Origin of the sequence: Marinifilum sp. RC60d5 (assembly GCF_052400665.1) — a bacterium.
Taxonomy (GTDB): Bacteria; Bacteroidota; Bacteroidia; order Bacteroidales; family Marinifilaceae; genus JBQTGK01.
In genome coordinates, this window is sequence record NZ_JBQTGK010000002.1 from 747,038 (window position 1) to 761,698 (window position 14,661).

Consider the following 14,661-nt stretch of genomic DNA (forward strand, 5'->3'; position numbering starts at 1 on the left):
CAGATTAATTTAATCTTACCCAATGTTTCGATTCAAATTATCAACTATCTTCATTATTTTGGTGCTAAGCTTTTCGGTAAGTGCACAAACCAATAATGAAGCCTTAGCAAAAAAATATCAGGCTTTGGTAAATAAAGCAGATCTCAGTGATAACGGTTTTATAAGCCTTCATAAAAGCGATAGTAAGCTGTGGCTCGAAATTCCTGATAGCATAATGAGAAGAGATTTGTTAATTGGCAGCCGGATAGAAGAAACTAGTTCTACAAAAAGTGCGGTAGCGGGTCAAATGATGCACAATCCAATGATGGTACGATTCAGCCATGATAATAAGACTGTGTTTATGCATTTAATGAATAATCCGGTGTCGGTTGATAAGAACGACTCAATAGCTATTTCGTTCGCTCGTAACAATAAGCAAACTGTTATGCATGCCTTTAAAATTGAAGCAGTAAATGCTAAGAATAATGCCTGTGTAATTGATGTGACCAAATTTTTTAATTCTCAGATAACTCAAATCTCACCTTTTGGGGGAGGTAGCCTGGGAAAAGCAATACCAGAAACAACAAAAACAATTGATGCGAGAGCTTATTCACGTAATGTAGAAATTGTTACCCAAATGGGATTTTACGGAAAACGTAAACAGTTTATGTGCAGCATGCATCGTTCAATAGTATTACTTCCTAAAAAACCTATGAGACCACGTTTATCAAGTAAACAAATAGGTTATTACGACGAAGTAAAAAAAGAATTATCCTCAAATTATATGAATTCGAAATCGTATGGTTATATTAAACGATGGAGAATAGAGGCAAAAAAAGAAGATATTAAACGTCATAAAAATGGACAATTGGTTGAACCTAAAAAACCAATAATTTATTATTTAGACAATTCTATTCCTGAAAAATGGAAACCTTATATAAAAGCCGGAATTGAAGACTGGCAAAAAGCATTCGAAAAAATTGGATTTAAGAATGCCATAATAGCAAAGGATTATCCGTTAAACGATACGTCCTTTCATGCCAACGATTTTACGAATAACTGCTTTAGATACATTACAACTGAAAAGGCAAATGCCATGGGAAATGCCTGGATTGATCCACGTTCCGGTGAGATTATTCAGGGAGATGTGTTATTTTATCACAATGTAATTAGTAAATTGTATCAATGGCGTTTTGCACAAACAGCAGCATGCGATCCAGCTATTCGCGGTGATATAAATAATGTAGATGAAAAAATATTAGGAGATTTAATTCGTTATGCTACTGCTCACGAAATTGGACATTGCTTAGGTATGAAACACAATTATCGTGCATCTTATTCGTTTCCTGTAGATTCATTGCGTTCGGCAAGTTTTACTCAGAAGTACGGAACAACAGCTTCGATTATGGATTATGCACGAAACAATTATATTGCTCAACCTAAAGATAAAGGTGTAAAATTGACACCTCCTTTGTTGGGGATTTTCGATTACTTCTCCATTAAATGGGCTTACCAGCCAATTTACGAAGCAAATACTCCAGAGGAAGAAACAGCAACATTAAACAAATGGTTCCAGGAGCGTAGTGAAGATGATATGTATTTGTTCGGAACTAAAAACGGAATGGGCGATGGTACATTAGATCCATCTGTGCTAACCGAATCCTTAGGTAATGATTTGGTTAAAGCAAGCCGTTACGGAGCCGCAAATATTAAAATTATAATGCATAATTTAATTGATTGGACAGATGCAGATAAGTATGGAGCTGCTTATTTAAAGGAGATGTATACTGTGGTAGTAAAGCAATACAATCAATATTTTAAACATGTTGAAGCTCTCTTGGGTGGCGTTTATGAGTATAATATATGCAACGAGACTCATCCCGAAAAATTTGTGGCTGTTCCCCGCGATAAGCAAAAGGAAGCATTAAAATTTGCCATGGAGGAACTATTGTCGCAATACGATTGGTTAAATCAGAATGATTTTATTCAGAGAATGGGTTCTCTGGATCGGGAAATTATGAAAGCACAGGGGAAGACAATTGGAAGCTTAGTTAACAGGAATGTGTTAGTGAGAATGTCTACTTGTTCAAGTCAATCATCCGATCCTTATACAGTTGGCGAATATTTGGGAGATATTACCCATTATCTTTTTAATGTATCTGATAAAAAGCAAAACACAAAGTGGTTGCGAAATCTTCAAATTGAATATGTGAAAGTTTTGCATGAAATGTTGAAAGATAATGCTAAAGATAAAGGGCATGTTTTTAATAATATTATAATGGCTGATATCTATTCGGAAATATTTTCGATATCAAAAATTGCATTGAAACAGAAAATGGAAAAAACTCCCGATGATGTTAGCTATAAACATTTCTCTTTCTTATTGCACATAGTAGAATAACAAGAACTATAAAGGAATAACGATTAATAATTGATGAGTTTTAATTCATCAAAATGGGAAACCTACAATCATATATTAACATGCTTAGACTAAAATTATTATTTATTTGCCTTGTGCTATCGGTTGCATCGGTAAAGGCTGACGAAGGAATGTGGATTCCTGCTTTATTGAAAAAGTACAATATCAAAGATATGAAAAAGGCAGGCTTTAAATTATCTGCCGAGGATGTTTATGATATCAATAAAATTTGCTTGAAAGATGCTATTGTTGGCTTAGGAAGCAAAAGTAATCCTACAACTTTTACAGGAAGTGGATCTTTTATTTCGGAAAAGGGTTTGGTACTGACTAACCATCATACTGTAGTTTCTTATTTGCACAAACATAGTAGCGAAGAGAATAATTATTTGCGAGATGGTTTTTATGCACAAAACAAAGAAGCAGAGTTGCCTGCAAAAGGATTAACGCTTTCGCGTTTAATACGAATGGAAGATGTTACAGATCAGTTAAAAGAGGGTACAGAAAAATTAAGTGCACAAGAGGCAAGTAGATTAATGAATACTCGTGGTAAAAAGTTGGTTAAATCTGTGAAAACGGATGCAACAATAATCGCTAATATTAAAGCATATTTTGGTGGCTCTCAATTGTTTCTTCAGGTGTATGAAGTGTATCGTGATGTTCGTATTGTTGCAATGCCTCCTCTAAAACTAGGTAAGTTTGGTGGTGAGAGCGACAATTGGAAATGGCCACGTCAATCTGCTGATTTTGGTATTTTAAGAGTGTATGGAAATTCAAATAATGAGTCGTTAAAATATTCAATTACTAATCAACCGATTACTCCTGTTAATCATTTGGAACTATCGTTAAAAGGATACGAAGAAGATGATTTTGCAATGGTTTATGGTTTTCCTGGTGGAACAAAGCAATATCTCACAGCAAGAGCTATTCAGCAAGTTGCAGAGGTGAAGAATTACCACGGAATTAAAATTCGTGATGCCAAAATGGAGGTAATCACCAATGCTATGAATTCGAGTGAAGAGCTTTGGTTGAAGTATTCTGATTATATGGCTAAAACTTCAAACAGTTTGTTACGGTGGAAAGCTGAATCGAGAGGAATAGAGAAATTAAACCTTGTAAAAGTTAAACAGGAAGAAGAAAAGGAATTTACCAATTGGGTAAATTCATCGAAAGAATTAAAACTTAAATATGCCGATATCATACCGGGAATAGCATCTTGTGTTGAACGTTTGGATACCATCGAAAAATTAAATGTATATGTATTAGAAGCCGGAATTAAGGGATCGAATTTTACATCCTTTGCCGGAACTTTTGATATGCTGAATGCGATTTGTTCGCGTAAAAATGTAAATGAAAAAAGATTGAATAAAGAGTTGAGAAAATTGCGGGTAGGAGTGTCTAATTTCTTTGCTGAGTATGATTTAGAGACAGAGAAAAAGTTTTTAAAAGTGATGGTAAAATTGTATGATGAGAATGTTGGCGACTCCTTAAAACCAAATTCCATTATCGAAGCTCGAAAGAAGTATAATGGTAATTTCGATAAATTTATTGATGAGGCTTTTGAACAATCGATATTTGCTTCGAAAGATAAATTAAACGATTTTTTAAAATATTTTACCAAAGAGGATGCCAAAAAACTCGATAATGATCCTGTTTTTAAATTGTGTTTAAGTTATTTTCTGATCAATAAAGATCATGTAATGAGACAGCGAGGAAATATAAGAAAAGAATACGGTAAGTATCATAACAGATATCTGCAAGCGATTAAGGAGATGAGAGAAGGTGAAAAAATGATTGCAGATGCAAACAGAAGCCTACGTGTATCTTACGGAAACATAAAAGGTATTAATGATAATGGTGTGCATTACCCATATATGTCGAGTTTGAATGATTTGGTAGAAAAGAATGAGAAAAACCCTAAAATTTATACTGCACCAAAGGGCTATGTTCAAACTTGTAAGGATGCAATAAATAATAGCAAAAAAACAATTCCAACTTGTTTTATTAGTAATTGTCATACTACGGGTGGAAACTCGGGAAGTGCAGTTTTAAATGCCAAAGGGAAATTAATTGGTTTAAATTTTGATAGTGCAGGAAATGGCTTGGTAGGTGATTATAAATTTATGCCGGAATTAACTCGCCAAATCTCTGTTGATATTCGCTATGTTCGATTTGTTCTGGAAAATCAGCTAAAAGCTAAGGCATTATTGGAAGAATGGAAGTAATAAGTTTAGACTTATAATCTTTAAAATGAAAACTGTAAAAGATATATTTATGAAATATTCACTTTATTTATTCATGATTGTTCTGCTGTTATCAGCATGTAATTCTTATGATCATGAAGCTTACATTGCTCAATTCAAAGCTAATTTTGATAATAAGATAAATAATTTTGATTTAAGTGAAGCTGATTCGGCTCGTATTCTTAGCAATAGGAAACAAACCATAGAGGAATTTAAAGTTGAAAAAATTGCCAACGATCGTTTTTATATTGATAACTATTCGTGGTATCAGTTGGGGAAAAATCTGATTCTTTCGCCAGCCAAGGCAAAAGAGGAAGCTATAAAATATGGTTTTAATCGTCCATATTATTTCCTTCAATTTTTAAAGAATGATACAACTACAGGTCCTGCAAAATCTCAAGTAATTGGAAGTATTCGTAATAGATTATACAAAAAGCATAACAGAGATTCTGCTCAAATATTTGCGTGCTCTTCATCAGATTTGTTTCGAGCTGTAAAACGATACGAGAGATCGAAATACTTCTTTTTCATAAAAGTAGATTTTGAGAAGGTGATAAATGCCAGCGATAGACAAAAGAAAGTGGCAGGACAAATGTTTCAGGGGGCGTTAAAAAGGTTATTGGCTAAAACAGAGGTGAAAGATAATTTATATCATATTACAATTACGAAGGGAGAGGAAATTGGTATATCCGAAGAGTTATTTACAATTGGAAAAGGAATGTTGGATGACTCAAATAAAGATTTTCTTATGATGCGCGAGAAACATTCGGATTATGCAATGAACTTAGACCCTAAACAAACTCGTTTGGTTAGAAACGATTGGGATGCTGTATATAGTCTTTATAAACGATATATTAAGCAATAAATATATTAGGTGTTGTAATTTAAAACATCCAATTTTTAGTTAGTGTTATAATGCAAAATAGCCCTTGTTTTCAAGGGCTATTTTTGTGATGTCTAATTTTATTTGCAATTATAAGTCAAGTAATCGTTACTACTTATTTATTCTCTTATTCGAACATAAATATGTTTAATATGACGTTTGCCACTTTCGCGTTCATCTATTTCAAAATGCTTTTGCAGCGATTTAATAAGTGGAGTTAATTTGTTAAAACCATAATTTCGGGGATCAAAATCGGGTTTCTTTTTATTGATAAGAGAACCTAATTCGGCCAGGAATGCCCAGCCATTATCATCAGCAATATCATCAATAGAATTTTTTAGCAGGTTGATAAATTTACGATCGATTTTATCGAATTTTTCCTGCTCAACAGGCGTGTCTGTTTTTTTCTTTTCTGCAACTTGTTTGCCACCAATAATCTCAATGTAAATAAATTTATCACAAGCTACAATAAATGGTTTTGGTGTTTTTTTCTCACCAATACCAATAACTAATTTACTCGATTCTCTTAAACGAGTTGCCAGGCGTGTAAAATCACTATCGCTCGATACCAAACAAAAACCATCAATTTTATCGCTATGTAAAATATCCATAGCATCAATAATCATGGCCGAATCGGTTGCATTTTTACCCGTAGTATACGAATATTGCTGAATGGGTGTAATGGCATGCTCAAGTAAAGCCGGTTTCCATCCCGAAACAGTAGGTTTTGTCCAGTCGCCGTATATTCGTTTAATACTTGGAGTTCCAAACTTTGCAATCTCATCGAGCATTCCTTTAATATTTGAGTAGGGAATATTATCTGCATCTATTAGAACCGCAAGGTTCATATCATTTTGTTCTTTCATTATAGTACTTTAATATTATATTTAACTAAGATAGTAATTTGTTAGGAATTTAAGCGATATTGCCAAAGGAATCATAAAATTAAGCTTGTAGTTCTTAAGAATACAAACCTTCTAAACTTAAATTGCTTTACTTTGTTTTTATAATGTATGCTGTATTATGGCTTTAACTTTTAGAATTTTATTTTTAAGAAAATGGGAATAGATATTTTGTAGGAATTAAATACTTTAACTTGTTTAATTTCAAGTAAAAAAAATATCAGAATTAGCTTCCATATTCAAATAAACATAATAATATTGCTTAAAACTAAAAAATATCTTTACTTTAGAAAATCAATTGTATTAGTATTTACTTAAATCGAACTTTCTTGAAACGGATATATCTATTTATATTAATGTTTTTTTGCTTACAAATAGTAGGTAATGCAAAGATAAAAAGTAATGGAGTCCCTTTTATAAAGAATTATTACAAAAATCAATATCAGGGAGGCACGCAAAACTGGGATATTGTTCAAACTTCTAATGGCTTACTTTATTTTGCCAATAACGAAGGGGTTTTAGAGTTCGATGGAAATAACTGGAGGCTAATATCGATGCCAAACCAGTCGGTTGTTAGATCCCTGGCCGTTGATTCATTAGATCATATATTTGTAGGTGCAGCCAACGAATTTGGTTATTTAAAGCCTGATTTAAAAGGTAAGTTAACTTATAAATCTTTGGTTGATTTATTACCTGAGGGTGAAAGAGATTTTCGCGAAGTTTGGAATATTTATCCTTACCGAAAAGGGATTATATTTCATACGTTTGGTTCTGTTTTTTACTATAAAAATGGGAAAGTATCGCAAATTAAAGCATCAAACGAATTTCGCTTTAGCTTTTTAGTTAACAAGCAGTTTTATGTGCTTGAAAAAGGAATAGGTTTACAAAAACTTGAAGGAAGTACTCTTAAACTTTTGAAAGGTGGAGAAATTTTTAATGAAATGGAGATTTCGGGAATACTTCCTTTTAAAGACAAGTCTATATTAATTGCTACTGCTTTAAATGGATTATTTATCAGCAATGAAAATGGAATTAAAGCCTGGAATGTAGACTTAAACTCTCATTTAAAAAACGAGCAAATATTTTGTTCCTTAAACTTATCGGAATCTACTTATGCTTTTGGAACAGTTCGTGATGGCGTATTTGTGTTGGATAATTCTGGAAACTTAATACAACATGTTAATAAAAAAACAGGTTTGCAGAATAATACGGTTTTAGATCTTTTTTTAGATAGAGATGAAAATTTATGGCTTGCATTAGATAATGGAATTGATTTTCTCGAAATTAGTTCTCCTCTTACGGTATTTCCCCGTTATAAAGACTTAGGTGCAGGTTATGCTTCTATATATTACAAAGGCTACTTATATCTGGGAACAAATACGGGATTATTTGCACGGCCCTATAACTTTTCAAATGGTGCTGACAATGTAAGTGGAAAATTTGAGTTGGTACAGAATACCTCGGGTCAGGTTTGGTCGCTTCAGGAGATTGCTGGTGAGCTAATTTGCGGCCATAATAAAGGAACTTTCCGGATTAAAAAAAATAAAAGTGAGTTATTATCCAATGTGGAAGGAGGATGGAAGTATCTATATAAAAAAGAATTTCCTAATAAAATGATCGGGGGTACTTATAATGGCTTGATTTTATTTGAAAAAGTACAAGGGAAATGGCGTTTCATAAAAAGAATTAGCGGTTTTGAAGAATCATCAAGAGAAATGATTTGGGATAATGACAATAGCATTTGGATGTGTCATGGTTATAAAGGTGTTTATAGAATTTATTTAAATCAGGATTTAACCAAATGCACAAATTATCGGTTTTATGGACTTAACGATGGATTACCCTCTAATCTGAATATCAGTATTCATTTAATAAAAAATGAGAAGGTATTTTCCTCAGATAGTGGATTTTATAAATATGTATCAGAAATAGATAGGTTCGAACCATACAAAAATTTAAATATTTTATTTGGCGATAATGGTAATGTGAATAAATTGTTTGAGCAAGCTAAAGGCGATATTTGGTTTTTTCAAGGGGATGGGGTAGGAATATTAAAACCTCAGCTAGATAACAGCTATAAAATTTATAGAAAACCTTTTTCATCTATAAAGGGAGAATTTATTGATGCGTTTGAAAATGTACTTTCCGTAGATAAGGAAAATGTACTCATTGGAACAGAAAGAGGTTTTATTCATTACGATCCCAGTATTACTAAAAGTTACGATCGTTCTTTTAAAACTTTTATAAGAGAAGTGAGTCTAACTAATTTAGAGGATTCTTTATTGTATTATGGAGGATATAATAAGATTTCTACAGTACAAAATAAAACCAGTAAATCAATAATTTTACCATATAAAGAAAATTCAATTCGGTTTAAATATTCCGCACCTTTGTATACCAATACAGAATTTATTCATTATAAAAGTCAACTAGTTGGTTTTGATAAATTGCCTACAAAGTGGACAAAAAGTTTACAAAAAGAATATACAAATTTAAGAGAAGGAGAATATACTTTTAAAGTTTTAGCCAAAAATCAGTATGGAGTAAGTTCGGTAGCTGATGAGTTTAAATTTTCAATTTTACCACCTTGGTACAGATCGGTTGTTGCCTACATTTTTTATTTTATTGTATTTATTTTTTGTCTCTATTTTGCAGTTTGTTTAGTTCGCAGGAGAATGAAACGCATGCAGGTTTTACTGGAGAAAAAGCAAGCTGAAGAATTAAAAGAAAAAGAACGAAAGTACCGTGAAGAGGCTTTAATTGCCGAACGTGAAATTGTACAGCTTAGAAACGAAAAATTAAGAAGCGAAGTAGATTATAAGAATAAAGAACTGGCTAGTTCTACAATGAATATTATTCACAAAAATGAAGTTCTATCCTATTCGGTAGGCGAGTTAAAGAAAGCCTTAAAGAAAATAAAAGATCCAACGGCACTTGTTCAGGTTCGTCAGTTAATGAAAACAATAGATGCTGAATTTAATAGTAAACAGGATTGGGAACAGTTCGAAATACATTTCGATCAGGTTCATGAGCATTTTATAAAAAGACTAAGAACAAGATATCCGAAATTAACACCTAAAGACTTACGATTGTGTGCTTATTTAAGAATGAATTTATCTACCAAAGAAATTGCTCCTTTAATGAACATTTCGGTTCGAGGAGTGGAAATTAGTCGCTATCGTTTGCGCAAAAAGTTTGAATTATCACGAGACGAAAATCTAATCGACTTTATTTTGGAAGTATAATAAGGGGTAATTCTTTTGATATAGAAAAGGGCTAATGATAAAAATCATTAGCCCTTTTAATTTTTTGATGTATCGAATGTGAATAAAATGTAGACTTGTTAATAAAGGTTAATCCTCTTATAATTAAATATTTAATATTACAAAAAAACATACTGATGTAGTAATGATGTATAGTAGTTTTTCTTCTGTATGGTTTATGATGTAATCGTTTTTTTTGGTTTTGAATAATAACATTGGATATTGCAAACGATATAATTGCTCAGCGAGTTCTTGTATTGTCTGAATTAATTTTTCTAATCTTAACTAATAATTTATGAAAAAAACAGTCTTGTTTTTAGTTATGGCTTTCTTTTGCTTACATACGTTTGCACAGAAACATGTCGTAACAGGTCTAGTTACTTCATCCGAAGATGGTATGACATTGCCATTTGCATCGGTTGTTGTTAAAGGTACTACTATAGGTACTTCTACCGATATGGACGGGAAGTATACTATTGAAGTTTCAAATGAAGATGTTTTAGTTTTCTCTCTAATTGGTTTTACTACACAAGAAATTCCAGTTGGCGATAAGACTGAGATAAATGTAATTTTTGATGTTGAAACAACTGGTCTTGACGAAGTTGTTGTTGTCGGTTATGGTGTTCAGAAAAAGAGTGTTGTAACTGCTTCTATTAGTAGTGTTGATGCTGAAGATTTAGAAAAATCAACACCATCGCGTATCGAGAATGTTCTTAAGGGTAAAGTATCTGGGGTTCAGATTACTCAAAGTTCTGGTCAGCCAGGTGCCGATTCAAAAGTAAGAATTCGTGGTATTGGTACAATTAATAACAGTGATCCATTATATATTGTTGATGGAATGGCTGTTGATGGAGGTATTAGCTATTTAAATCCTTCGGATATTGAGTCTGTGGAAGTATTGAAAGATGCTGCTTCTTCTGCTATTTATGGTGCCAGAGGTGCCAATGGTGTTATCCTTGTTACCACAAAATCAGGTAGCAAAGGAAAAGCAACTGTTAGTTACGATTTTTCTTATGGTTTCCAGAATCCATGGACTAAAAAATCCGTTCTAAACGGACAGGAGTATATGCTTATCATGAACGAAATTGAGTTAAATGATGGCAACAGTGCAAAATATACTTCAGAACAGATTGCAAACGCAGGCAATGGAACTGATTGGCAAGATGAAACATTTAATTATGACGCACCTGTTCAAAACCATCAGGTAAGCATAAGTGGTGGTAGCGACAAGTCTAATTATTTTGTTTCGTTTGGTTATTATAATCAAGAAGGTATTGTTGGTGGAAATTACGATAAATCGAATTACGAGCGCTATAGTTTACGTGTAAACAATACTTACAATATTTTTGAGGAAGATCGTAAATTTTTTAAGAATTTAAAAGTAGGAGTGAATGCTGGTTATTCCCGAATTAAATCTACAGGTATCGAAACCAATTCTGAATATGGTTCAGTTCTAGGTAGTGCTTTGGCTTTCGATCCTAATGTATCTGTTTATGCAAATGATCCAGATGCTGTTATAGCAGCTCATCCAACAGCAGTTACAGATGCTAGTGGTCGTGTGTATTCTTTACCACCATCAGGATTTCAGGAAATTGCCAATCCGGTAGCAATGTTAAATGCACCTGATAATTCAGAAGATAATTCTGATAAGATTGTATCAACACTTTGGGCTGAGTTGGAAATTATTAAAGATTTAAAATTTAAATCTAGTTATGGTATTGATTTAGCTTTTTGGGGTTCAGATGGATATAGATTTGAATATTATTTGACTTCTCAAGGGAAAAATTACGATCGCAGTTCTGTATGGTCTAGTATGAATAGAGGATACAATTGGCAGATTGAAAACACATTACATTATACAAAAACGATTAACGAAAAGCATAACTTCTCAGCTTTACTTGGTCAATCATCTAAAGAGTATACTTACAGATCATTATCAGGAACTGACTACGATTTGTTGGAAGAAAATGCTACAAAAGCTGTTATTGATTACGCTATAGCAGATGAAGATGATTCATCAGTTTCTGGTGGAACAGGTGGTTATACTGCTAAAACGTTAGCTTCGTATTTTGCTCGTGTTGATTATAACTTCGATGAAAAATACATGATTCAAGCAACAGTTCGTCGCGATGGATCTTCAAATTTTGGTCCTGATAACAAATGGGCAACTTTCCCTTCTTTCTCTTTAGGTTGGAATGTTACCAATGAATCGTTTATGGATGGTATGCCAGAATGGTTTGATTACATGAAAATTCGTGCTAGTTGGGGTAAAAATGGTAACGAAAATATCGATGCTTTTTCTTACACCAGTTTAATGGACGGTGGAACAAATTATTATTTTGGTTCAGGTGATTATTCGACCATGCAATATGGTTCAAATGCATCAAGAATTTCTAATCCTAATGTAAAATGGGAGGAATCAGAGCAAATCGATATAGGTTTTGATTTAAGAATGTTTAACCATGCCTTAACTGTAGGTTTCGATTACTTTAAAAAAGATACTGAGGGAATGTTGATTTCTCAACCAATTCCTTCTTATGTTGGAAAAGGTGCACCAATTGCCAATGCTGGTGATATGGAAAATCAGGGTATCGAATTAGAAATTACATATAAAGATAATATTGGAGATCTTCACTATTCAATTAGTGGTCAAGCTTCTTATATCAAAAACAAATTGGTTGATATGGGTAATGATTCTGGCGAAGCTATTTACGAAAGTAACAGTACTTCAGGTGTTGGTAGTTACGTAAAAGGTCAAAACGGCGAAGTATTTCCATTCTTTTATGGATATAAAACCAATGGTTTATTACAAAACGATGCAGAAGCAAGCCTGTATAATGCTACTTATGGTGAAAATGCATCGGCAGGTGATGTTAGATTCGTTGATTACAACAATGATGGTATTATCAATGATGATGATAGAACCAAAATTGGTAAAGGTATGGCCGATTGGACATTTGGTTTAAATATTTCTGCCGATTGGAGAGATTTTGATTTTAGTGCTTTCTTCCAGGGAAGTTATGGAAATGATATTTATGATTTTTCTCAAAGAGCAGATATACCAGCAATGAACCGTGCTGCATGGATTCTTGATCGTTGGACAGGAGAAGGAACTTCTAATTCAATTCCAAGAGTAACATCAGAAGATCCTAATAACAACTCTCGTTCATCAGACTTGTATGTTAAGGATGGATCATTTATCAGATTGAAAACAATTCAATTAGGTTATACGATTCCGGAATCTATAATTAGTAAAAATATTATTAAGAAATTCAGAGTTTATGTAGCTGCTGAAAACCTACTTACATTAACTGATTATGAGGGCTTTGAGCCGGAAGTTGCTTCTGGTGGTTATACCACAATCGGTGTAGATAAAGGAGTTTATCCACAATCACGCACAATTACATTTGGGGCAAATATTACTTTCTAACTCAAAAACGAAAAATTATGAATAAATATATAAAAACATTATTCTTCGCTGCATTAATAGGATTTACATCCTGTAGCGATGATTTCTTAACTGTGGAGCCAACTTCTTCTCAAGAGGCAGGAGGCGATGCAACCGATGGTGCTATCTTATCTAATTTAGGAGCTGCTTATCAGATTCTTTTATTCGATAGTTATGCTGATTATCAATACAACAGTGTTCCTTTGATGTCTGATCTTTTATCGGATGATATTTATAAAGGTGGAGGTTCTGCCGGCGATCAGCAGGTTCTTTATAATATGTCTCAATATAACTTGAATGGTGATTTAACAGCAAGTGGATTGTGGAATATTTATTATGCTGGTTTGAGTCGTTGTAATGGTGTAATTACAGCATGCGAAAATGCAATAGGTGTTGATGAAGCAAGTCTGAATCAATATGAAGCGGAAGCTCACTTTCTAAGAGCTTACTATGTACATTGGTTATGGAAATTCTGGGGAAATATTCCTTATTTCGAAGAAGAATTAGAAGCTCCATATTTTGCACCACAGTATACTGCTGATGAAATTTACGCTCAGTTAATCGAGGATGTTGATTTTGCAATTGCCGGTGATAAGTTACCAATGCAGACAACTGCTGCTAACGATGGCCGTGCTACAAAAGCTGCAGCTATGATGTTAAAGGCCAGAATTGTAATGTATCAAAAAGATCAAAGTAAATATGCTGAGGTTCTTGCTGATATGGAAGCAATTTACGCAAGTAATGAATTTGAATTAGCTGATTATGCTTCAATTTGGGACAGATCAGGTGAGTTTGGATCAGGTTCTATTTTTGAGGCTAATCATTTAGCTGAAGGTAGAGATTGGGGTGCTGCATGGACTGGTTACGGAACCAACTTACCAACTTTTATTTCTCCTAATGAGTTAAGCGGTACTGATTTATTAAGCGGAAGTACAGAATATCAGGGAGGATGGGGATTTGCTCCTGTTCGTTCTGAGATTGTTGATATTTTTGAAGATGGTGATACCAGATTAGCGGCTTCTGTGAATCAGTTTCAGGATGGAACTTATACAGCTCGTTTTCAGAATACAGGTTACTTTATGGCTAAATACGCTGCTCGTGAAGAATACAATGATGCGCCTTATACCGCAGATTTGAATTATGAAAACAATGTTCGAATTTTTCGCTATGCTGAGGCTTTATTAAATGCTGCCGAGCTTATTGTTATTCATGGGCAAGTTGCTTCTACAGGATTAACTGCTGAAACTTGTTTAGATGCTGTTAGATCCAGAGCTGGAGTAGCTTCTATTCCTGCAACAGCCGATAATATTAAACTTGAACGAAGACGAGAATTTATTGGTGAAGGAATGCGTTACTGGGATTTGGTACGCTGGGGAGATACCGACTTATTAAATGAGAGTATTCCTGATTTTTCTTCAGAAAGAACCTGGGATGCTACAAGAAAATACTTTCCAATTCCTCAATCAGAGATTGATAAAACATCAGGAGAATATAAATTAGAACAAAATCCTGGTTACTAATCACATT

7 protein-coding genes are annotated in these 14,661 nt (G+C 33.4%); 6 read left to right on the forward strand and 1 reads right to left on the reverse strand.

Features of this window, described 5'->3' with window-relative positions; genetic code table 11:
• Positions 1-22: 22 nt before the first annotated feature.
• Genes ACT3CE_RS07030 through ACT3CE_RS07040 form a run of 3 tightly spaced genes read left to right on the forward strand, consistent with a single transcriptional unit; the run spans position 23 to position 5,503 of the window.
• Positions 23-2,380: a zinc-dependent metalloprotease gene (locus ACT3CE_RS07030; protein WP_444709055.1), complete on the forward strand. Its 2,358-nt coding sequence runs from the start codon at positions 23-25 to the stop codon at positions 2,378-2,380.
• 53 nt (positions 2,381-2,433) lie between these two features.
• Positions 2,434-4,620, forward strand: a complete 2,187-nt coding sequence (locus ACT3CE_RS07035; RefSeq protein WP_444709056.1) for a S46 family peptidase — start codon at positions 2,434-2,436, stop codon at positions 4,618-4,620.
• A 49-nt stretch (positions 4,621-4,669) separates the two neighbouring features.
• Positions 4,670-5,503 (forward strand): hypothetical protein, encoded by an 834-nt coding sequence (locus ACT3CE_RS07040; protein ID WP_444709057.1) that lies wholly within the window; start codon positions 4,670-4,672, stop codon positions 5,501-5,503.
• Between the two features lie 137 nt (positions 5,504-5,640).
• Here the strand turns inward: ACT3CE_RS07040 and ACT3CE_RS07045 are convergent, their stop codons facing one another.
• The gene (locus tag ACT3CE_RS07045) at positions 5,641-6,387 is read right to left on the reverse strand and encodes an NYN domain-containing protein (RefSeq protein ID WP_444709058.1); all 747 of its coding nucleotides are present in this window, start codon (positions 6,385-6,387) and stop codon (positions 5,641-5,643) included.
• 365 nt (positions 6,388-6,752) lie between these two features.
• Here ACT3CE_RS07045 and ACT3CE_RS07050 point away from each other — a divergent pair, with 365 nt between their 5' ends.
• The 3 genes from ACT3CE_RS07050 (at position 6,753) to ACT3CE_RS07060 (ending at position 14,654) form a co-directional block, all read left to right on the forward strand.
• On the forward strand, positions 6,753-9,668 hold the full coding sequence (locus ACT3CE_RS07050) for a hypothetical protein (RefSeq protein ID WP_444709059.1): 2,916 nt from the start codon (positions 6,753-6,755) through the stop codon (positions 9,666-9,668).
• A gap of 313 nt (positions 9,669-9,981) precedes the next feature.
• Complete coding sequence (locus tag ACT3CE_RS07055; protein WP_444709060.1) at positions 9,982-13,116, forward strand: SusC/RagA family TonB-linked outer membrane protein; 3,135 nt, start codon at positions 9,982-9,984, stop codon at positions 13,114-13,116.
• 17 nt (positions 13,117-13,133) lie between these two features.
• Positions 13,134-14,654 carry a RagB/SusD family nutrient uptake outer membrane protein gene (locus ACT3CE_RS07060; RefSeq protein WP_444709061.1) on the forward strand — a complete coding sequence of 507 codons (1,521 nt, stop codon included), beginning with the start codon at positions 13,134-13,136 and terminating at the stop codon, positions 14,652-14,654.
• The last annotated feature ends 7 nt before the right edge of the window (positions 14,655-14,661 follow it).